At 34.8% G+C, this 20,873-nt stretch carries 18 protein-coding genes; 17 read left to right on the forward strand and 1 reads right to left on the reverse strand.

The features are described 5' to 3' along the window. Window positions 1-73 precede the first annotated feature (73 nt). The 17 genes from EA772_RS07340 (at window position 74) to EA772_RS07420 (ending at window position 19,832) form a co-directional block, all read left to right on the forward strand. A complete protein-coding gene (locus EA772_RS07340; RefSeq protein ID WP_124912177.1) occupies window positions 74-1,810 on the forward strand; it encodes a capsule assembly Wzi family protein in 1,737 nt (578 codons plus the stop codon). A gap of 62 nt (window positions 1,811-1,872) precedes the next feature. Further along, the gene (locus EA772_RS07345) at window positions 1,873-2,682 is read left to right on the forward strand and encodes a polysaccharide biosynthesis/export family protein (protein WP_124912179.1); all 810 of its coding nucleotides are present in this window, start codon (window positions 1,873-1,875) and stop codon (window positions 2,680-2,682) included. Window positions 2,683-2,695: 13 nt separating this feature from the next. Then, a complete protein-coding gene (locus tag EA772_RS07350) occupies window positions 2,696-3,658 on the forward strand; it encodes a Wzz/FepE/Etk N-terminal domain-containing protein (protein WP_124912181.1) in 963 nt (320 codons plus the stop codon). Between the two features lie 26 nt (window positions 3,659-3,684). Beyond that, window positions 3,685-5,046 carry a tyrosine-protein kinase family protein gene (locus EA772_RS07355; protein WP_124912183.1) on the forward strand — a complete coding sequence of 454 codons (1,362 nt, stop codon included), beginning with the start codon at window positions 3,685-3,687 and terminating at the stop codon, window positions 5,044-5,046. A 10-nt stretch (window positions 5,047-5,056) separates the two neighbouring features. Next, window positions 5,057-6,184 (forward strand): GDP-mannose 4,6-dehydratase, encoded by a 1,128-nt coding sequence (gene gmd / locus EA772_RS07360; protein ID WP_124912185.1) that lies wholly within the window; start codon window positions 5,057-5,059, stop codon window positions 6,182-6,184. Beyond that, the gene (locus EA772_RS07365) at window positions 6,184-7,131 is read left to right on the forward strand and encodes a GDP-L-fucose synthase (RefSeq protein WP_124912187.1); all 948 of its coding nucleotides are present in this window, start codon (window positions 6,184-6,186) and stop codon (window positions 7,129-7,131) included. The genes gmd and EA772_RS07365 overlap by 1 nt, the downstream gene beginning before the upstream one ends. A gap of 3 nt (window positions 7,132-7,134) precedes the next feature. Next, window positions 7,135-8,370 carry an NAD(P)/FAD-dependent oxidoreductase gene (locus tag EA772_RS07370; RefSeq protein ID WP_124912189.1) on the forward strand — a complete coding sequence of 412 codons (1,236 nt, stop codon included), beginning with the start codon at window positions 7,135-7,137 and terminating at the stop codon, window positions 8,368-8,370. Then, window positions 8,367-9,791 (forward strand): flippase, encoded by a 1,425-nt coding sequence (locus EA772_RS07375; protein WP_124912191.1) that lies wholly within the window; start codon window positions 8,367-8,369, stop codon window positions 9,789-9,791. Before EA772_RS07370 ends, EA772_RS07375 begins: the two co-directional genes overlap by 4 nt. A gap of 2 nt (window positions 9,792-9,793) precedes the next feature. Beyond that, the gene (locus tag EA772_RS07380) at window positions 9,794-10,924 is read left to right on the forward strand and encodes a glycosyltransferase family 4 protein (RefSeq protein WP_124912193.1); all 1,131 of its coding nucleotides are present in this window, start codon (window positions 9,794-9,796) and stop codon (window positions 10,922-10,924) included. Between the two features lie 33 nt (window positions 10,925-10,957). Next, window positions 10,958-12,154 carry a glycosyltransferase gene (locus EA772_RS07385; protein WP_124912195.1) on the forward strand — a complete coding sequence of 399 codons (1,197 nt, stop codon included), beginning with the start codon at window positions 10,958-10,960 and terminating at the stop codon, window positions 12,152-12,154. Window positions 12,155-12,265: 111 nt separating this feature from the next. Continuing rightward, window positions 12,266-13,381 (forward strand): O-antigen polymerase, encoded by a 1,116-nt coding sequence (locus tag EA772_RS07390; RefSeq protein WP_168187495.1) that lies wholly within the window; start codon window positions 12,266-12,268, stop codon window positions 13,379-13,381. Next, window positions 13,374-14,090: a glycosyltransferase family 2 protein gene (locus EA772_RS07395; RefSeq protein ID WP_124912199.1), complete on the forward strand. Its 717-nt coding sequence runs from the start codon at window positions 13,374-13,376 to the stop codon at window positions 14,088-14,090. Before EA772_RS07390 ends, EA772_RS07395 begins: the two co-directional genes overlap by 8 nt. A 1-nt stretch (window position 14,091) precedes the next feature. After that, window positions 14,092-15,009: a glycosyltransferase family 2 protein gene (locus tag EA772_RS07400; RefSeq protein ID WP_124912201.1), complete on the forward strand. Its 918-nt coding sequence runs from the start codon at window positions 14,092-14,094 to the stop codon at window positions 15,007-15,009. Window positions 15,010-15,078: 69 nt separating this feature from the next. Beyond that, on the forward strand, window positions 15,079-16,218 hold the full coding sequence (locus EA772_RS07405) for a mannose-1-phosphate guanylyltransferase (RefSeq protein ID WP_246834066.1): 1,140 nt from the start codon (window positions 15,079-15,081) through the stop codon (window positions 16,216-16,218). 162 nt (window positions 16,219-16,380) lie between these two features. Further along, on the forward strand, window positions 16,381-17,730 hold the full coding sequence (locus EA772_RS07410) for a sugar transferase (RefSeq protein ID WP_124912203.1): 1,350 nt from the start codon (window positions 16,381-16,383) through the stop codon (window positions 17,728-17,730). 401 nt (window positions 17,731-18,131) lie between these two features. Next, window positions 18,132-19,271, forward strand: coding sequence for a glycosyltransferase (locus EA772_RS07415; RefSeq protein ID WP_124912205.1), 1,140 nt, complete (start codon window positions 18,132-18,134; stop codon window positions 19,269-19,271). After that, window positions 19,272-19,832, forward strand: a complete 561-nt coding sequence (locus EA772_RS07420) for a serine O-acetyltransferase (protein WP_124912207.1) — start codon at window positions 19,272-19,274, stop codon at window positions 19,830-19,832. It abuts the gene before it with no gap. Here EA772_RS07420 and EA772_RS07425 read toward each other — a convergent pair. Beyond that, a complete protein-coding gene (locus EA772_RS07425) occupies window positions 19,829-20,677 on the reverse strand; it encodes a sensor histidine kinase (protein WP_124912209.1) in 849 nt (282 codons plus the stop codon). The genes EA772_RS07420 and EA772_RS07425 overlap by 4 nt on opposite strands. Between the last annotated feature and the right edge of the window lie 196 nt (window positions 20,678-20,873).

Raw genomic sequence — 20,873 nt, forward strand, 5'->3', positions numbered from 1 at the left:
CCCACAGCAAAAACTTTGCATACCTTCGGGAACTTTTTAACGTTTGTATCTCTTTACTTATATCACATACTTTATGAAGGTTGTCTACCTTTCCCTGTTATTGCTCTCTCTGAATTTTTGTGCTTTAGCGCAAACTTTACCCGTCGGTTTATTGGAAAATGTAGAAGATGCCTACCGTCGGCAGCAGCTTTTAGGTAAAGACAGTTCCAACACTTCTTATATGATTAGGCCCATGTTTATGTCTGACCGGAATAGTCTGACGCTAGATCCTGATACCAATTACTCGCTTTTGAAGTTTCGTAAGTTATTATATAATAACCCAAAACTCCATACACAGATTTATGCCCTACCTGTTTCCTGGCAACATCAATTTAATTCACACCATCCTTATGGCATGAATGATGGATCGATGGTACAGGCCAGGGGCTATCAAACCCAGCTTTCAGCGGGTATTTACGCCAAGATCGGGCCTTTGAGTATCCAGTTCCGGCCAGAATATGTTTTCGCAGAAAATAAAGGTTTTCAGCGCTTGGCAGATGCGCCAAATGGTGTGTATTGGAATTCACCCGTAACAGGTTCTTATTTTAACAGAATAGATTTACCTGATCGATTTCAGGATGGAAATTATAGTAAATTTAGCCTGGGTCAAAGCAGTGTACGCCTGAATGTCGGCCCGATATCTGCTGGTTTTTCGAATGAAAATTTATGGTGGGGACCCGGCATGCGAAACTCGCTCTTGATGAGTAACAATGCATCCGGCTTTAGACATTTAACCTTAAATACAACAAAGCCCATTAAAACCTATATTGGCTCTTTTGAGGCGCAAGTAATAGGTGGTCGTTTAGAGCAGTCGGGAGTTAGTTTGAAAAACGATTTAACCGTTCCACAGGCCGTTAGAAATGAACTTCTGGATAAGGGTTACGATTGGCGATACATATCTGGGATAGTACTCACATATCAACCGAAATGGGTTCCGGGAATGTTTCTAGGCTTTGATCGTACATTTATTGTGAACCGATCTAAAATGGGTAGGAGATTTGGAGATTATTTTCCAATATTTTCAAAAGTTGATAAGGTTGGCTATGTTACTCCTGAAGGTACTTATAGCGAGGATGCTGCGGAACGAGACCAGTATATATCATTTTTTACTAAGTATGTGTTTACCGAGAGTAAAGCAGAAGTGTATTTTCAATATGGCCGTAATGACCACTCCTACGATTTGAGAGATCTTGCCGTGGAACCTGAGCATACACGGGCGTACATCTTGGGGGTTAGAAAATTAGTACCCCTCAAAAAGCTGGACGAATATATTCAGATTGGTTTGGAGCTGACGCAACTAGAAAGGACTACAACTGGACAATTACGAGATTATCCAACCTGGTATGTTCATGGGCAAGTATTGGATGGATACACCCACCAGGGGCAGGTGCTCGGTGCGGGAATTGGACCTGGCAGTAATCTGCAAACGCTTGATGTGAGCTGGGTAAAAGGTTTAAAACGAATCGGCATTCAATTCGAGCGCAAAGTTAATAATAATGACCTCTTCTATGATTTTTCATTTGCTTCAGCAGACCGAAGACAATACATCAACAGACATTGGGTTGATCTCTCTGTAGGCGGAAATCTGTCATGGAATCACAAGAGTTTTGTTATTAATGCTCAACTTACCTACATTAAGTCATTGAATTATCAGTACCAATGGCAGGATAGTATCCCTGCCGGGGATTATTGGAATTGGTTTAAACAAGATGCCAATAATCTACATGCAAAATTGGGACTAGTGTATCTATTCAATCAAACATATAAATAATTTACTTTAAAATGATTAAGTTTGCAGGCTGGTAGATTCTTATGCCTGCAGAATATAAACCTATGAATAAATTAATAATCCAAAAGAAGATACAATTTAACTGTTTTCTTTTCATGCTGTCGGTTTTCATGGCTTCATGTGTGAGCAATAAAAAAATAGCTTATTTTCAAGACATCCAAACAATCAATAAGGCGAAGTTAGATAGTGCAGTAATTTTCACAGAGCCGATTATTCAAACTGACGATATCCTAAGTATTAGCATATTCACACTTAACCCTCAGAGTGGAGCTGTGGTAAATCAAGCTGCATCAGCCCCGCTTTTAGGTGGCAATTCAGCTACAACTAGCGTTCAACAGCAAAGTACTGGTTTTTTGGTGGATAAAAATGGAGAGGTTGAATTGGCACTAATAGGTAAAATTAAAGTTGCTGGCTTAACCACTTATCAAGCCCGAGAATTGGTTAGAGAAAAGGTAAGTATATTTTTTAAGGAACCAACAGTACAATTGCGTTTTGCTAATTTTAAAGTGAGTGTATTAGGGGAAGTCAATGCACCATCTACCTACACCCTTCCAAATGAGAAGGTTTCTATTCTTGATGCCTTAAGTTTAGCTGGTGATTTAACTATCTATGGAAGAAGAGAGAATGTACTTATTGTTCGTGACAATGAGGGTAAAAAAGAATTTGCAAGGCTAGATTTAAACTCTTCAAATATTTTTAACAGTCCATTTTACTATTTGAGGCAAAATGATGTCGTGTATGTTGAACCAAATAAAAGAAAGGTATCAGCTTCTAACTCGGCTCAAATTCAAACAATTGGGGTGATCGCCTCTGTAATTTCTGTGATAGTACTTGCTATATCTAACTTTAAATAGTCGTTCCTAATAAATGAATAAAGTTCAACAAAATAGCGATCAATATATCGTTGCCTCAGAAGAAACAATTAACTTAAAATCCATATTTGATAAACTAGTATCATCATGGCATTGGCTTACCATATTTACCTTTACTGGCCTATTGGCAGCCTACATTTATGTTAATTACACCTCACCACTATATCAAATAAATGCTAAATTATTGGTAAATGACGATGACAAAGGCGGTAGTATAAATAAACAAGCTAGTGCTCTAATGGATCTTGGTAGTTTAATGGGGGGTAAAAGTTCGGTTGACAATGAAGCCGAGGTTTTAAAAACACGTTTTTTAATGGCACAGGTTGTTAGGGATATGGAGTTAAACGTAACCTACTTCAATAAAATGCAATTAATGACCCAAGAGGTTTATCAAGCGCCAATTAAGATCATCATCAATAAAGAGTTGGATACCATAAAAAATACAAATCTTGAAATAACTAAAATATCCGCTTCGCAACTTAGTGTTAAAGGGAAGAAGTTTGAAAAAAAAGTTACGTGGGGGCAAACTTTCTTCGTAAAAAATATCGGAGCAATATCCATAATGCCAACGGATAAGTTGTTAACCGATAAGACTATATTTGTTAATATTTGTTCTATTGATGATCGTGTTGCTGCATTGATGAAGCAGTTCAATGTTGGCGTGGCCAATAAGCAAGTTTCGGTTATTGATCTAGGGCTGATCTACCCGTTGCCAAAAAAAGGAGAGGATATTCTCAATAAACTTATATTTCAATACGTTGCTACTAACCTAAGTGATAAAAATGCTATCGCAGATAGTACGAGTAAATTTATCAAAGAACGTATAAATAGAATAGCTTCAGAACTTGGTGATGTTGAAAACGATGTAGAGAGTTTCAAGCAGAAAAATCAGTTAGCAGACATGACTGAGCAAGGCAAAGTGCTTGTGCAAAATACGGGGAGTTTTCCACACAGTTAGCCAAAGCTGAAAGCCAGGTCGAAATCATGAATGATCTTGAAAAGTACATGATGGATGCATCGAAAAATAAACGTGTATTTCCAACGTCAATTTTGCCACAAGATATGGTTTTTTCAGACCTAATGAACCAATATAATGCATTATTATTAGAAAGAGACAGACAGCTATTAAGTTTAACAGATGAAAGTCCGGTTATCAAAAACATTGATAACCAAATTCTTGAAACCAGATTAGGCATATTATCAAATATACGAAGTACAAAAAATTCCTACATCATAACAAGAGATAAGCTTAGAAGCCAACTGCAAAATGCGGAAGGTAAGATTAGTGGTGTTCCGCAAATAGAAAAAAATTATTTAAAGTTAGCAAGAAATCGAGATATCAAACAGGAGTTGTATATTTTCTTAATGCAAAAGGCTGAAGAAACCGCAATATCGAAAACATCGAATATATCGGTTGCTAAAATAATTGATCCACCAAAAGCGAACAACAATCCCATTAGTCCAAAGAAAAATATCGTTTATTTTATTGGATTATTAATGGGATTGCTGATACCAGCAGCAGTAATTATCATTGTAGATTTGTTGAAAACAACTATCTCATCTAAAGAAGATATTACAAAACTTACAAATGTACCGATTGTGGGTGAAATTGGCCATAATGTGGAAACAGATAATATGGTTGTAGCTAATCAAAGTAGGTCTGCGATATCTGAGCAGTTTAGAGCATTAAGAACCAATTTATCTTTCTATCTGAAAAATGATAACGAGAAAATAATCTTACTGACCTCCAGTATGAGTGGTGAAGGCAAGTCTTTTACAGCAATTAATTTGGGAAATATATTGGCATTAGCTGGTAAGAAGGTTTTGTTAATGGAGCTCGACTTAAGAAAACCCGGACTGTCTGCAAAATTAGGTGTCAAGAATCAAATAGGTTTTAGTAACTATACGATTGATTCTACAGTTAAAGTTGAAAATATTATTAAGCCTTTGACCGTTAACAAAAACCTCTATATTATTTCATCAGGTCCTCTTCCCCCTAATCCTGCAGAAACTTTACTGAGTGAGCATACACCTGGATTGATTGAGAAACTGAAACAACAGTTTGATTACATTATCATGGATGCTCCGCCGATCGGAATTATTACTGATGCGCAACTTTTAGCTCCATATGCCAACTTGACCCTTTATGTTGTTAGGCAAAAAATTACTAATAAGCAACAGTTATCTATTGTGGATGAGCTATATAAGGATGAGAAAATAAAAAATTTAGCCATTGTAGTAAATGACATTAATACTAAATTGTATGGTTACGGTTATGGATATGGTAATTATGGGCAACAGATAAAACAGTCTTGGGTTTTGAAAATTAAGAACATATTTAAATAATAGCATAATAATGAAAGTTGCATTAATTACAGGGATTACAGGACAAGACGGAGCTTATCTTGTTGAATTATTACTTGAGAAAGGTTATATGGTTCATGGCATTAAAAGAAGAAGTTCTTTGTTTAACACGGATCGTATTGATCATTTGTATCAAGATCCGCATGATTCAAATATTAAGTTTAAGTTACACTATGGTGATTTATCTGATTCTACCAATTTGATTAGGATCGTGCAAGAAGTACAGCCTGATGAAATTTATAATTTGGGCGCTATGAGTCATGTAAAGGTATCTTTCGACTCTCCAGAATATGTTGGCAACGTTGATGCACTAGGCACATTGAGGCTTTTAGAAGCTGTAAGAATATTAGGGTTGGTTAAAAAGACGAGAATCTATCAAGCGTCTACCTCTGAATTATATGGAGGAATGCCAGAAAATAAAAATAGTAAAGGATTTTATGACGAAAATTCTCCTTTTTATCCACGATCCCCATATGGCGTGGCAAAGATTTACGGTTTTTGGATTACTAAAAATTACCGTGAGGCTTATGGCATGTTTGCCTGTAATGGAATATTATTCAATCATGAAAGTCCTTTACGAGGTGAAACTTTCGTAACCCGTAAAATTACTCGTGCGGTTGCCAAAATAGCGCAGGGTTTGCAGGATAAATTGTTTCTAGGAAACTTAGAGGCTGAACGCGATTGGGGGCATGCTAAAGATTATGTAGAAGCCATGTGGCGAATCCTTCAACAAGATGTGCCAGAAGACTATGTTATTGCGACCGGAGTAACTACCAAAGTTAGAGAGTTTGTTCGTATGGCTTTCGCTGAAGTAGGTATTACCATTGATTTTAGAGGAGAAGGCGTTAATGAAAAAGGTTATGTTGCTTCTTGCAACAATCCTGAATTTCAAGTGGGGGTTGGGACTGAAGTGGTGGGTGTTGACCCCACTTATTTTCGACCTACGGAAGTGGATCTGTTAATAGGTGATCCTTCTAAGTCAAAAACGAAATTAGGTTGGGAACCTAAGTATGATCTCGCTGCCTTAGTTAAAGAAATGGTGACGGTTGATGTAGATCATTTTAAAAAAGAATCGCTGTTAAAATCGCATGGTTACACTATTAAAAATCAATACGAATAATGTCGGAATCGTATTTGCAAGATAAAAATGCAAAAGTATACATTGCAGGGCACCGAGGTATGGTTGGGTCCGCAATACTTAGAAAGTTGCAAAACGAGGGGTTTACAAATCTTGTCTTTCGCACTTCTTCCGAGGTTGATTTAAGGGATCAGGCTGCTGTTAGAGAATTTTTTGAATCAGAAAAACCCGAGTATGTATTCTTAGCTGCGGCAAAAGTTGGCGGCATAGTTGCAAACAATACTTATCGTGCAGATTTTATTTATGAGAATCTAATGATTCAAAGTAATGTCATCGAATCTTCAAGGAAAGTAAACGTAAAAAAATTGATGTTTTTAGGCTCTTCGTGCATTTATCCTAAGATGGCTTCACAGCCATTAAAAGAGACATATCTCTTAACAGGTGACTTAGAGCCAACAAATGAGCCCTATGCAGTCGCAAAGATTGCTGGAATTAAGATGTGTGATGCTTATAGAGACCAATATGGGTGCAACTATATATCTGTAATGCCAACCAACCTTTATGGTTTAAATGATAATTATCATCCGGAAAATTCTCATGTTTTGCCGGCCTTAATCAGACGTTTTCACGAAGCCAAAGAGCAAAACTTAGGAAGTGTAAAGATTTGGGGCTCAGGAAGTCCAAAAAGAGAATTTTTATTTGCTGATGATTTAGCCGAAGCCTGTGTTTTTTTAATGCAAAACTATAATGAAGCTGGGTTGGTAAATGTTGGTTGTGGAGAAGATCTAAGCATAAAAGAACTTGCTTACAAAATTAGGGAAATTGTTGGTTTCCACGGAGGAATTGAATTTGATCTAAGTAAACCTGACGGCACGCCAAGAAAATTAATGGATGTTTCCAAACTTAGCGGTTTTGGCTGGGTTTTTTCAACTAGTTTGGAATCTGGTCTAAGGATAGCATATGAAGATTTTAAAAGAAAGAAGAATTAACTTATGAAGATAGGTATATTAGGAGCCGGTATTTCTGGTTTAAGTGTTGGTAAATTGCTATCTAAGGAGCATGAAGTTGAACTACTTGAGCGTCATTCGATACATGGAGGGATTGCGAGAACAAAAACTGTTGAGGGTGTAGCTTATCACACAGTTGGTGGTCACTGCTTTAATTCAAAATATCCCGATGTGATGGATTTTGTTTTCAAAGAAGTATTACCTAAAGAAAATTGGCATCAAGTTCAACGAAATGCTGTAATTAAATTAAAAGGAGAAGAAATTTCTTACCCAATTGAGTACGCCATTAAGCAAATTCACAGTTTTGCACCCGAATTAGCGATTGATATTACTAAAGATTTTCTTAGTGCAGAGGATGACCATGTTTATGAAAATTTAGAAGATTGGTTTAGAAAAAAATTTGGAAAGACTTTAGCAGAAACATACTTTATACCTTATAATTCCAAAATTTGGAATAGACCGCCAAATGAAATGAGTCCTGCATGGGTGGACGGTAAGCTACCAATTCCTAACAAGGAGTCATTTTTTAAAGGGCTAATAAGTAATGAGAGTGATAAAATGCCTCATTCAAGCTTTTATTACCCAGATAGCAATAATCAAAATACGTTTATTGATAAGTTAGCAGAAGGTCTAAAGATAATAACTGATTTTAATGTAAAGTCTGTTGAACAACGGAACGGAAAATGGATTATAAACGGTGAAAAAGAATATGACTTAGTAATTAGTACATTACCCTTAAATTTATTTCCTCGTTTGATAGCAAATACGCCCCAGGCAATCATAGATGCAGCAGATAAATTACGCTACAATAAAGTAACTACCATGTTTTGGGAAACGGAAGAAACGGATCGAACATGGACTTATATTCCAGAATCATATAATTTTTTTCACAGATACATTCACATCGGCAGTTTCTTCAAACCAAAGCGAAACTACTCAATGTCTGAAGTAGTGGGGGAAAAATCCAGAGACGAAATGATTGAGAACGGTAAGAAAGATAAGTTCCTAAAAAGACCAGTCGACTATAATGTTTCTGATCACGCATATGTCGTATTTGATGAAAATTACGATTCGGCAACGAGTATAATTAAAAACTACTTGGCTGAAATTGGATTATACACTCTTGGCAGGTTTGGAGAATGGCAATATTACAACATGGATGTTTGCATTAAAAGTAGTATTGATTTAGCTTATAAAATAAGTAGAGAGAAAATGCAATGAGTCTGAAGAAAAATCTCATCAGTAACTTTTTATTAACTGCTTCCACAATTGTTTTCCCACTCATCACTTTACCTTATATTACTCGTACCCTAAGCGCTGAAAGTATAGGTAAAGTATTTTATGTTGACTCATTTACTCAATACTTCATTCTTTTTTCTGCAATTGGCATTCCATACTATGGCGTTAGAGAAATTGCAAAAATAAAAGCTAATAAACAGGAAACATCAAATCTTGTAGTTGACTTGATTTTAATCCAGTTCTGTTTAGCCCTAATCTGTTGTTTACTGTTTTATACGCTATTCTTATTTTTTCCGAAATTGTCAGGATTTGGAACATTGGTTGAAATTGGTTGTGTAGGGATAATTTCTAATGCGTTTCTTATAGAATGGTATTACCAAGGAGTAGAGAATTTTGGGTATATAACTGCTAGATCTTTGATTATAAAGTTGCTTAGTGTATTAACAATTTTATTTTTCGTTAAACAAATTAACGATTATAAAATATATTATTTCATACTAATCTTGACAGTCACCGCAAATGCAGTTTTGAACTCTTTAAACTTTTTTACGAAAGCTTTCTATCACTACAAGTTAGAACGTAAGATATTACGACATTTAAAACCCTTGTGGATTCTCTTTAGTATAAATATTGCAATAAGTTTATACACAATTATGGACACTATAATACTAGGGAGTTTTACTGGTTCTCAAGAGGTAAGTTTTTATAATATTCCTTTGAAAATTGTAAAAATTTTTTGGACCGTAATGGGAGGAATTGGACTAGTTTTAATTCCTAGAATGTCAACCTTTTTTGCTAATAAAGAAACGTTAAAGACTCAAGAACTTATGAAAAAATCGATAAGTATTGTAGCGATGTTAGGAATTCCTTTTTTTGTTTTTACAATTCTTTTTTCAAATACAATACTAACCATGATTTCAGGAACAAAATACCTTAAGGCAGCATCTGCATTACAAATTTTAGGAATTGTACCCTTAATAATTGGCATTTGTAACGTGTTTGGTACTCAATACTTGTTAGCGATAGGGCAAGAGCGCAAAATACTATATGCTACCATTGTTGGATTCATTGTAAGCATTATGTTGAATTTTCTGCTAATACCTGTTTTAAGTTATCTTGGGTCATCGATCGCATGTGTAGTTGCCGAATTAAGCGTTTGTATAGTAATCTTTCTCTACGCAAAAAAAACAATATGTATACGAGTCGACTATCAATTAATAAAACTTATTTGCTCGAGTTTGGCTATTACAATATGCACTTGGTTCATTCTGAGAGGCGATTTCGATCATTTATACTTGCTTGCCATTTCTTTTACAGTTTATATGCTTAGTCTTTTGTTTCTTAATCATTTAGTTTTTAAGAATCACTTCATTAATAGTATTTTAAGGTTTTCGATTAAATAATTATGAAAGTTAATGTTATATCAGCATTTGGTGATCCGAGGGACGGACGTACCTGGTCGGGTACAACTAAAAATGTTACCAAAGCGCTTGAAGATCTAGGAATACTAGAAAGAGCTTTTGAGGCTTTAGACAACAATCTATTATTTAAAACTATAAAACAGGTTTTAAGATTGTATTATAAAGTAAAATTTTTCGGTGGTAGACATCACATGATGATGCCATTTCGTTTTACTTATTGGCGAAATATTGCTGCATATAGCGGAAATCTATTTTTAAATTCGACAAAATCCGTAAATCTTCTTCATTTTAGTACTTTGAGTTTGCCTAAAACCAATAACCTATCCTTCAAAAAAAATCGTCATTTTTTAATGATTGATGCGACCTGGGATTTGTGGGCCAATAACTCCACCAATATTAACCTGATTTCACAATCAAGTGTAAAAGTGATTGAAAGACTTGAACGGATTTCTTTTGATCAGTCAGCACATATTTTCACAGTTAGCGAGTATGTCAAAAAAAATTTGATTCATCACTATAATCAAGCTCCGGACAAAATTACTGTGGTAGGTACTGGAACAGGTATTATTAAGCCATATTTTGGCGAAAAGGATTATACAAACAAGAAAATCCTCTTTGTTGCTAAGGGAAGATTTGAAGACAAAGGAGGGTATCTAGTGTTAGATGCCTTTGAGCGCTTGTTGAGAAAATTTCCTGATGCCGAGCTTAATATCGTTGGTCAAAATGATTACAGTTCTCAAATATCACATTCCAAAATTAAAACCTATGGTTTTCTACCACTTGATGAATTGCAAGGTCTTTTTAATGCCTGTACAGTTTTTGTAATGCCTGCATTATTTGAACCTTGGGGTCTTGTATATATAGAGGCTATGCTTTGTAAAATGCCTATTATTGGATTAAACAGGAACGCTTTTCCTGAGATTTGTAACTATGGGGAATTTGGAATAGGAGTAGACATTGTAGATTCAATGAAAATAGCAGAAGCATTGGATACAATATTGTCTAATCCTGAGGCAACAAGGCAAAAAGGCGAAAAGGCGCAGAAATGGGCAATTGAAAGATATACTTGGGTCAATGTAGCAAAGAAAATTTCAAAAATCTTGAGCAACGACTAAAGTTAGTTATTACTTATTTAGTAATTAATTATTATGAGGAAAATAAAAAAGAGAATTCTCTATCTATGCCCAGAAGTTCCTTATCCACAAGAAACCGGTGGACAGGTTGCTTTTTCTAATCATATTAGGGTTCTTAGTGAAACCTTTGACGTTGACGCAGTAATGTTAAATGTTGATCAGAAGCCAAGAATGGTACCTGTTGAGATTGCTGAAAATTTATCTTCAGTAAAGGTTTTTCCTAGAAAGTATAGACATGTAAAAGGATTAAAAGGATTTTTTTCCGCGATATTTTTATTTTTTCGATTTAAATACCCCAGAGCTTTTTCGGTAAGAATTAATAGTGAGGCACAGACTTACATTGAATCGCTGAGTAACAATTATGACTGTCTAATTTGTGATCACTTCTCGTCATTTGCTTTGTTTAAGAAAAAAAAAGCTCAAATAGTTTATGTAGCCCACAACGTTGAAGCAAATGTTCTTTTTGATCAATTTAGGTCGGAGAAAAATCTGATCAAGAGATTTTTCTTTTATTTAGAATATCTAAAAACCAAGCGTGTTGAAGAGGAGATTTTTAAACGATCAAATAAGATTATCACACTCTCTTTGCAAGATAAGCTTTTTTTGCAAAATCGATATCCTACGCTAGTAATAGACAACATATCTGAATCATTGCCTGTTGATCCTCGGCTATGGGAGGCTAATTCTCAAAAAATTATAACGTTCATGGGTGGGAGTAATTATTTTCCGAATTATGATGCAATTCAATGGATTGTTGAAGAACTACAGCCAAGATTGGTAAATTCCAATATTATTATAAATATTATCGGGAATTGTTCGAGTATTTTAAGAAACAATCCCGATTATATAAATAAAAGTAATTTAAATTTTTTAGGTTTTGTTCCAGACAACAAGCTCGATGACATATTACTAAAATCATCATTATTTATTTCACCAATAATCTATGGGTCAGGAATTAAAATTAAGGTATTAAAAGCTTTAAGTTTAGGTATACCAATTCTATGCACATCTGAATCACTTTTTGGCTTAGAATATTTAAGCGATTTGGCCTATCTTATTTTCAATAGAAAGAATCCTGATAAAGTGAAGGATCAAATTCTTGAATTGCTAGATGATAATATATCACTGCAAAATTTGTCTGATATTCTAAGAACTAGAACAATTCAGCAGGCAAGGGAAATGGAACTTATGTGGGAAAAAATTATTGCTTAATTATTTATGAATAGGATCATAAAGCTATTTGCACTATTATTACTGATACTTATCACTGTAATCTATGATCATAAGTTTACTTATATTATCTTGTTTCTGTGTTTTTTTTACATGGCTTACAATAAAATTAAATATTACAAGCCAAATTTTGCATTTTTGGCGCCATGGATTTTGCTATATCTATTTCAGCTTTTGCCGATTACACATTACAATAGGGAATTAGATCCAATAACAATTCAGCTGATAACTTTACCACTGGCAATGTCACTAATCTTCCTGCCAAATAGAAGTATCCAGAAAAGGTTTGAAATCAGAAGTTTAAAACGATTTAAACAGTATAAATACAATCTAGCTCTTATCGTTTGCTACGCATTGTTTTTAGTGAACTTCGCATTTAGTGGGTTTTTACCATTTATTAGACTTATTATTTCTGGTGACAGTAACTACTTTGACTATGGAATTAAAGGGCTAAATGGTCTTTTTTACGCTTATGCAAATGCGTTTGGAGTTTTAAGCTATTATATTTTTATTCATGAAAAAAGAAAAAAATATCTATATGTAATTTTGTCAATTTTCGTCATCTTTTTGCTTTGTATGACTAGGCAGAATATTATATCGCTGATTGTAGAGATTGCGATTCTTCACTCTATATGCGCAAAACCTATAAATAATTTTAAACTTGCAACATATATAATTATTCTGTTGATCGGCTTTGGCATTTTGGGTGAATCGAGAAGTGGGGATATTAGAGAGATTATGGGATTAAAGCCTGAATTTTATTGGTTGCCAAATAGTTTTATCTGGATCTATTCCTATTTTTTCTTTAATGTGTTAAACCTTGACAACATTGTAACAAGTGGACACTATGCGTTATTCGATCTATCTTCACTTAACAGTCTTTTGCCTAGCTTTTTAAGAGGAAATCCATCAGATGATTTATCCTCTCTTGAAGTCGTTAACTTTACTATTTCTTCCTACATTCAGCCGATTTTTATAGACTTTGGCTTTTGGGGCGTGTTGATAATTACGCTTGTTGTAGTGTATTTGACTGTCAAAGCATATGAAATAGCAATGAAAAGGAAAAATTTTCAAGCGATAGGAATATATGTTGTACTGTTTTTTTGTGCTAGCTTTTCTTTTTTCATAAACTTTTGGTTTTATCTCCCAATAATATTTCAAATTCCATTCATTCTTCTACTCAACAAATTCATAATAAAAAATGAGTGATAATTTATCTGTATCAATCTGTATAGCTACCTTCAACGGAGCTCATTTCGTAAAAAGGCAATTGGGTAGTATAATCCCGCAATTATCAGCTTCAGATGAAATTATAATATCTGACGATTCTTCTACTGATGATACCTTAAGGATTATAAGCGCTTTTAATGATAATAGAATAAAAGTATTTGCAGGCAACAAGTTTAAAAATCCCGCACGTAATTTTGAATTCGCCTTGCAGCAGGCCAACGGTGATGTAATTTTTTTGTGTGATCAAGATGATATTTGGTTCGATACGAAAGTAGCAGAGCATTTGAAAATGCACGCCAAACATGACCTAGTCATTTCAAATGCAATTGTAGTTGACGCAGATTTAGAAATTATGCATTCATCGTTTTTTAAAGCCAGAGGATCTAACAGTGGCATCGTACACAATATTATTAGAAACAGTTATATCGGATGCTGTATATCTATCAATCGAAAAGTTTTGACTTATGCACTGCCATTTCCTAAAGGGTTGCATATGCATGACTGGTGGATAGGGCTTGTAGCAGAAGTTAAAGGATCAGTTTCTTTTATACAAACCCCATTAATGTATTACATCAGACATAATACTAACGCGTCTGGAACGCTTACAACAACACTTCCACTCAAAAATCAAATTAAAAATCGTTTAAATTTGATATATAATTTAATTAAATTGAAAATAAAATCTTAATATGGATCAAATTGCTATATTGATACCAACACTAAACGCTGGAAAAAGATGGAAAGATTTATTAAAAAGTATTGATAAACAGGAAATCTCAATTAAAAAAAAGATTATAATCGATTCTGGCTCTGTAGACAATACTACATTATTAGCTGAAGAAAACGGTTTCGAAGTTTTAAAGATAAATAAGTCAGATTTTGACCATGGCTATGCAAGACAGCTATTGGCAGAGGCGGCAGCTGATTGCGACATTTTAATCTACCTCACCCAAGATTGTATCCTTAAAGGAGAATTTTCAATTGCTAATTTAGTTAAGTCCTTTGATGACCCTAGTGTTGGACTTGCCTATGGTCGTCAACTTCCACATACGGGCGCCAAGGTGCTCGAAACCCATGCTAGATTGTTTAACTACAGTTCAAAATCAAGATTAAAACAATTGAGTGATAAGTCGGAACTGGGCATCAAAACGGCGTCATGTTCTAATTCTTTTGCTGCGTATAGGCGAATTGCATTAGAAGCTGTGGGTGGTTTCCAAAAGCATACGATATTTGCTGAGGATGTAATTGTTGGTGGACAAATGCTTTTAAAGGAATGGAAAATTGCTTATGTAGCTGAATCTGAAGTTTACCATTCTCATGATTACACTGTTAAAGAGGAATTTAAAAGATATTTTGATATTGGCGTTTTTCACTCCACCAATAAGTGGTTGCTTGATGAGTTTGGCTCTGCAGGTGGAGAAGGTTTCAGATATTTAAAATCCGAACTAAAGTATGTTCTAAAACATAATCTATTAGTTTTCCCAAAGATGTGTATGACAATTGGAGCAAAATTTATGGGCTATAAATTGGGAATGATGCATCATAGCCTTAATCATAATCTAATAAAAGCATTTTCTATGCATAGAAAATATTGGGATAAAAAATGATTACAGTAGGAAAATTGTCAACTCCTTACGAAGATAAGGGTACCCACATTTTTACTTATCAACTTATAAATGGAATTCCAAACATTATTTACCAAAATGACAGCAAAAAATAACACCTATATTCTAATCATGGCTGGGGGGGTAGGTTCCCGCTTTTGGCCAAAAAGCCGAAATCAATTTCCTAAGCAATTTATCGACATTCTTGGTATTGGTAAATCACTACTGCAGTTAACATACGAACGTTTTGAAAAAATTGCCCCTAAAGAAAATATTTATATATTAACAAATGATAGCTACGCAAATATTGTCAAAGAACAGCTTCCAAAGGTGATTACAGATAACATTTTATTGGAGCCGAGTAGAAACAATACTGCGCCATGTATCGCTTATGCCGCTTATAAAATTGGTAAAATTAATCCGGAGGCAAATCTGGTAGTCGCCCCCTCTGACCATCTTATTTTAAGGGAGGACATTTTCTTAAACAAAATAGAGATGGCACTTGATTTCAGTGCCAAGCATGATGCCTTGCTTACCCTTGGCATTACTCCAACCAGGCCGGATACGGGTTACGGATATATAGAGTTTGCGGATGAGCAAGGAAAAGAAAGTAAGGAACTAGGATTAGGGACTGAGATCAAAAAAGTAAATGCGTTTAAAGAAAAACCAGTACTCGAAAAAGCTGAAGAATATTTGGCGAGTGGCGATTATGTTTGGAATGCTGGTATTTTTATATGGTCGGTAAAATCTCTGATCAAAGCATTTGAACTACATGCAGCTAACATTGCTGAGATATTTGCCAATGGATTGCCTGTTTTAAACACTGATAAAGAGGCGGATTTTATTAGGGAACAGTATCCAAAAAGTGAAAACATTTCAATTGACTATGCTATTTTAGAACGGGCGATCAACGTTTACACGATCCCTGCGGATATTGGTTGGTCTGATTTAGGCACCTGGGCATCTTTACATGAGGTAGTTGAAAAAGATGAAGAGAATAACGCCATCAATTGTGATAAGATTAATCTAAAAGAAAGTTCTGATTGCATTATCCATCTTCCAGCTGGAAAAGCAGCAGTGATTAGAGGTTTAAATAATTTCATTGTTGTGGATGATGGAAAGGCTTTACTGATTTACCCAAAAAACCATGAACAGGAAATAAAATCGGAAGTGACAGCAATGGTAAACTTATTTGGAAAAGATTTATCGTAAATAACTTTTTTTTGCTATTAGAGGTAAAAAGTTAAATATCTAAGGCTCAGGATAATTTTTTTTGTACTTTTATGCAAATTTAACATAAATTAAACTTTTAGGCACTACTTTTGCTTATTGGGAAATTAAAATTGTCTATTTCGCTCTGGTAATTCTTCGCTTATGAAACACCGCTACTCTAAACACCTTACACCAACTGTCTATCTTGGTGATTTTTTAATCCTGAATTTTTCGCTGATTATTACCAGTTTGTATCATCTGGGTACGGATTTTAGAAATTATAGCTATGCAGGGGTATTTTTTTTAGTGGCCAATATTAGCTGGCTGATTCTATCTGCATTAACCAAGGTTAGTGTAATCCATCGACCTTTGGTTTTGTCTAATAATATCAACAGGTTCCTAATGACTGTGATTTATTATCTGGCGGCATTGTTTTGTATACTGTACATTTCTGGAATATTTGATGTATCTCGTTTTGTATTAATTGCACATTTTATTGTTTTTGTTGTATTAGTTATTGCCTTTCGGTCAATTATCTTTTTGGTACTGGACTATATCCGAAAGAAAGGTTACAATCACCGTAAAGTTCTCATCATAGGAGATAAAGTTGTAGCACAAAGGCTGAAACAATCCTTTGCCAAACATCCTGAATATGGTTATGACATTTGTGGTTACATATCAGAATCGGGAATTCTAGGTTATAGTTTAGGTGATGTAGAAATGCTGATTGCCAGGCGAAAAGTAGATGAGATTTACATCTGCAACCTCAATGCCTTAAAAAACCGTTTGGATGTTTTGCAATTCTTAAAGGATCACGAAATCACCGTGAAAATTGTTTCCGATCTGGACTTGAATGTTCAGGAAACGGTAGTAGAAAACTATGAAGAATTTCCGGTATTTAGAATGTTGCCCCATCGGGTGGAAAGTTTAAAGATTCGTTTATTGAAACGAGGCTTTGATTTGGGTTTTGCTTCGGTTGTGATGTTTTGTGGTGCGCCGGTTTTTGCTTTGATTACCGTAATCACTAAAGCTTCGTCAAAGGGACCGGTATTCTACAAGCAGCAGCGTATTGGCCGTAATGGAAAACCCTTTTTCATCTACAAGTTTAGAAGTATGTATATTGATGCGGAAAGCATGGGGCCACAGCTTTCGAAGGATAATGATCCGAGAATTACAAAATGGAGCTTAATTATGCGTAAGACACGTTTGGATGAATTACCCCAGTTTTATAATGTTTTTAAAGGTGATATGTCGGTAGTTGGTCCAAGACCAGAGCGGCAACATTTTATCGAACAGATTATCGAACGTGCTCCTCAATATAATCATCTATTGAGTATCAAACCGGGCATTACTTCCATTGGCCAGGTTCGTTATGGTTATGCAGAGAATGTTGATCAGATGATTGAAAGGATGGAGTTTGACCTGATCTATTTGGGTAAATTAAAATTACGTACGGATATGGGCGTAATCATGGAAACGGTTAAAGTGATGGTTGCAGGAAAAGGTAAATAACCATGATATAAAACTTTAATAAAATTATATGCAAAAGAATATTGGGTCGCAGATAGAGTTACACTAATTGAACGCTATTTACATTTAGATTCGACAAAAACCTATTCAAGACAATATATTTAGCCCGTACATTTTTGTATGGGCTTTTTATTTAACATTTATATCGCAGAAACAATTTTATGATGGACAAGCAGGGGTGTAGCTGTCTTGCCTGGTAGCTTTTACCCAGCGCTTAGTAGTTGGATCTTGATAAGATTTTGTCACCTAAATTCCTCAACAAAGCTAGTCTTTAAGGGCTATTGATGCAGCACAAATGTTGAGATAATTTTATAGTATTAAATTTTAGCATGTTATATGTTAAATAGTGATTTAAAAATCGAAATTATTCAAGCCGTAATCAGATGAAGATTGTAATTGTAGGTACAAGGGGGATACCTGACTTTTACCGGGGATTCGAGAAGGGGGCTCAACTTGTTGCTCGGGGATTAGCAGATAGGGGGCATGATGTAACCATATATTGTGCACACAATCACCCTTATCAAAAATCTCACTGGCGGGGAATCGAATTAATTCATGTTTACGACCCTGAATATAAACTGGGCTCTGTTAGCAACTTTTTTTATGATTATTTTTGTTTTAAAGATCTTAGAAATAGACCTTGTGATCTAGTTATCCAGTACGGTCCTTCCAGCGGAATTTGGTCCTGGATGCTTCCTAAAAATGTGCTGTTGGTCTCTAATATTTCGACCATTGAGTGGAGAAATAAAAAATACAATAAGTTAACTTCGAAATTTCTCGAATTGGCTGAAAAATTGGCCGTTCGTTATAGCCATTCTATAATTTCAGATTCTAACCTCAGCTGCTCGTATCTCAGAAGCAGATATAAAAAGCGGGTGAAGTTTATTCCTCCGGGAGTGGACACCCTAAGTTTAGAGGAGAAAGCCAGTTTAGATAAACATTATCTTCAACCCTATTCCTATAGCTTATATATTGGTAGCCTGGAGAAACAAGATCACATTGAAATGATACTAGATGGCTTCGTGATGTCATCTTCTGGAAATAGGTTCCTTGTAGTGGGTAATCATACTACACGTTTTGGTAGTTACTTGCAAGAAAAATACAGGGATTGCGCTGTTATCGAATTTCTCGGTAGCATTTATGACAAGCATGTCCTCAATCGATTGCGTTATTTTTCAGACATCTGCTATTATGGGCGGGATGAGCCTACCTACTTGCTATATGATGCGATGGCTGCAAACTGTATACCTTCTGCTTATGGAAGCAGTGCCAATCGTGATGTTTTGGGTAATGATGCGTTCTATTTTACAAGTTCGTCGGACGTTTCAAAGCAATTGTCGTTAGTAACAGATAAAATAATAGATTATAGAAAGGTTATAGAAAGTAATAATAGAAAAACGGCAGACATTTATCATTGTCCTATTGTTATTGATCAGTATGCCGATCACCTAAATTATATTCTTTCATCTCGGTGCACCCTCTATTCAAATATTAACACAGTAAATGCACAATTTTTCGGGTAAATGACCATTAAAAGCAATAATATTTTCCAGGATTGGCGAAGTAACCATCATAACGCTAAAGGTAAAGCGATTATGACTTTTTTCAGGTGTGCGTCTCTTATCGAGCAGCATCTGTTTTTAAAAATTTTGTTCTTTTGGTATCTTTTACTGTATAAATTTATAATTGGTTGGATTTTTAATATCGAAATCAGCTCGAAAGTAAACATTGGGAAAGGACTTAAACTGGTTTACGGGCATGGTTCAGTGATCAATGGTATGGCGAATATTGGAGAAAACTGCACCTTACGCCATCTTACCACCATTGGGTGTAAAATTTTGGAAGATGGCTCATCTGGACCATCGCCGATAATCGGCAACAATGTTGATATTGGCGTAAACGCCACTATATTAGGTGATATTAGAATTGGTGATCATGTAGTTATCGGTGCAGGATCTGTGGTTACCAAAGATGTTGAGAGCTATTGCGTTATCGGAGGAAACCCAGCAGTCATTCTGAAAATGATTTATAGATATCCAATAACCGAGTGTGGCGAACCAGATGGCTCAACACCTGCAAATTAATTCATTCTCCACCATTTTGTTGGTTTATTTATTTCCCCATTACTAACCTCTTTGTAAAAATTATTCAATATCGGGATGCTTACTGATATTTTGGTGCCTTTGTAATTTTCAATTGTCAAGGTGCCATTCAATCGCTTTACACGCGTGTTAATATTTTTGAGCCCCATGCCAACATTTCCCACCTTCAATGGATCGAAACCATTCCCGTTATCTTTAATTACGATAGTGATATTTTCTTTGAAAATGGAAATATTCAAAGATATTATATCAGCTTCTGAATGTTTTAGTGCATTATGTGCTATTTCCTTAGCTAATAAGTATAAATCACGTCTGCTTTCGCTTTTAGTTTTTAATTGAGGGATATATTCAGGGAGTGCTGAACTGAATTTGATATCTGAATATCGAAATAGTTTTGATAATTGTTCCTGAATGAAGAAAATTACGCTATCTAATTGATCATTTTCGGTACTTGTTGTCCAAATTATGTCATTAATTTTTGTAGAAATATCTTTTATCATCTCATTTAGTTCCCTAAACTCATGAATTTCGCTTCTTTTTTTACTGGCCAATTCAGAATATAATTTTATCGCTGATAAACCAGATCCAAGTTCGTCATGCAGTTCGCTACTGATTCTTTGTCTTTCTAGTTTGATCGCCTTACTCTGTTCGATATACTCATTTTTCTCTATCTGTTTCAATCGCTGATTGATGTAAATCATCCGCAAGGCATAGGCCATTAATAAAACTAATGCAAATAATGAAATCCATAGCGCATGACGGTAGTCGTTGTAGTCAAATAGAATTAAGTGTGATTTATGAATTAAATAGTGTAATTTGAGTCTCATTATTTATTATGAATTTGTAGTTTAATTATTACAATTTAATATTTATTTATACATTAATTTGTATTATTATTTTTCGCTTATTTAGTCTGTTTAATATTTAATCTCATGTATTTATAGAACACTAAAATGGTGATTTAAAAGGACATAACAGAATTTAATATCATTTAATAACCTTTGTATATTAGCATTGTTGTAA

Source organism: Pedobacter sp. G11 (assembly GCF_003860265.1).
GTDB lineage: Bacteria > Bacteroidota > Bacteroidia > Sphingobacteriales > Sphingobacteriaceae > Pedobacter > Pedobacter agri.

Excerpts from the sequence above, each read along its gene's own strand:
- EA772_RS07340 (WP_124912177.1), top strand. The coding sequence starts at position 74 with ATGAAGGTTGTCTACCTTTCCCTGTTATTGCTCTCTCTGAATTTTTGT.
- EA772_RS07345 (WP_124912179.1), top strand. The coding sequence starts at position 1,873 with ATGAATAAATTAATAATCCAAAAGAAGATACAATTTAACTGTTTTCTT.
- EA772_RS07350 (WP_124912181.1), top strand. The coding sequence starts at position 2,696 with ATGAATAAAGTTCAACAAAATAGCGATCAATATATCGTTGCCTCAGAA.
- EA772_RS07355 (WP_124912183.1), top strand. The coding sequence starts at position 3,685 with ATGAATGATCTTGAAAAGTACATGATGGATGCATCGAAAAATAAACGT.
- gmd (WP_124912185.1), top strand. The coding sequence starts at position 5,057 with ATGAAAGTTGCATTAATTACAGGGATTACAGGACAAGACGGAGCTTAT.
- EA772_RS07365 (WP_124912187.1), top strand. The coding sequence starts at position 6,184 with ATGTCGGAATCGTATTTGCAAGATAAAAATGCAAAAGTATACATTGCA.
- EA772_RS07370 (WP_124912189.1), top strand. The coding sequence starts at position 7,135 with ATGAAGATAGGTATATTAGGAGCCGGTATTTCTGGTTTAAGTGTTGGT.
- EA772_RS07375 (WP_124912191.1), top strand. The coding sequence starts at position 8,367 with ATGAGTCTGAAGAAAAATCTCATCAGTAACTTTTTATTAACTGCTTCC.
- EA772_RS07380 (WP_124912193.1), top strand. The coding sequence starts at position 9,794 with ATGAAAGTTAATGTTATATCAGCATTTGGTGATCCGAGGGACGGACGT.
- EA772_RS07385 (WP_124912195.1), top strand. The coding sequence starts at position 10,958 with ATGAGGAAAATAAAAAAGAGAATTCTCTATCTATGCCCAGAAGTTCCT.
- EA772_RS07390 (WP_168187495.1), top strand. The coding sequence starts at position 12,266 with ATGGCTTACAATAAAATTAAATATTACAAGCCAAATTTTGCATTTTTG.
- EA772_RS07395 (WP_124912199.1), top strand. The coding sequence starts at position 13,374 with ATGAGTGATAATTTATCTGTATCAATCTGTATAGCTACCTTCAACGGA.
- EA772_RS07400 (WP_124912201.1), top strand. The coding sequence starts at position 14,092 with ATGGATCAAATTGCTATATTGATACCAACACTAAACGCTGGAAAAAGA.
- EA772_RS07405 (WP_246834066.1), top strand. The coding sequence starts at position 15,079 with ATGGAATTCCAAACATTATTTACCAAAATGACAGCAAAAAATAACACC.
- EA772_RS07410 (WP_124912203.1), top strand. The coding sequence starts at position 16,381 with ATGAAACACCGCTACTCTAAACACCTTACACCAACTGTCTATCTTGGT.
- EA772_RS07415 (WP_124912205.1), top strand. The coding sequence starts at position 18,132 with ATGAAGATTGTAATTGTAGGTACAAGGGGGATACCTGACTTTTACCGG.
- EA772_RS07420 (WP_124912207.1), top strand. The coding sequence starts at position 19,272 with ATGACCATTAAAAGCAATAATATTTTCCAGGATTGGCGAAGTAACCAT.
- EA772_RS07425 (WP_124912209.1), bottom strand. The coding sequence starts at position 20,677 with ATGAGACTCAAATTACACTATTTAATTCATAAATCACACTTAATTCTA.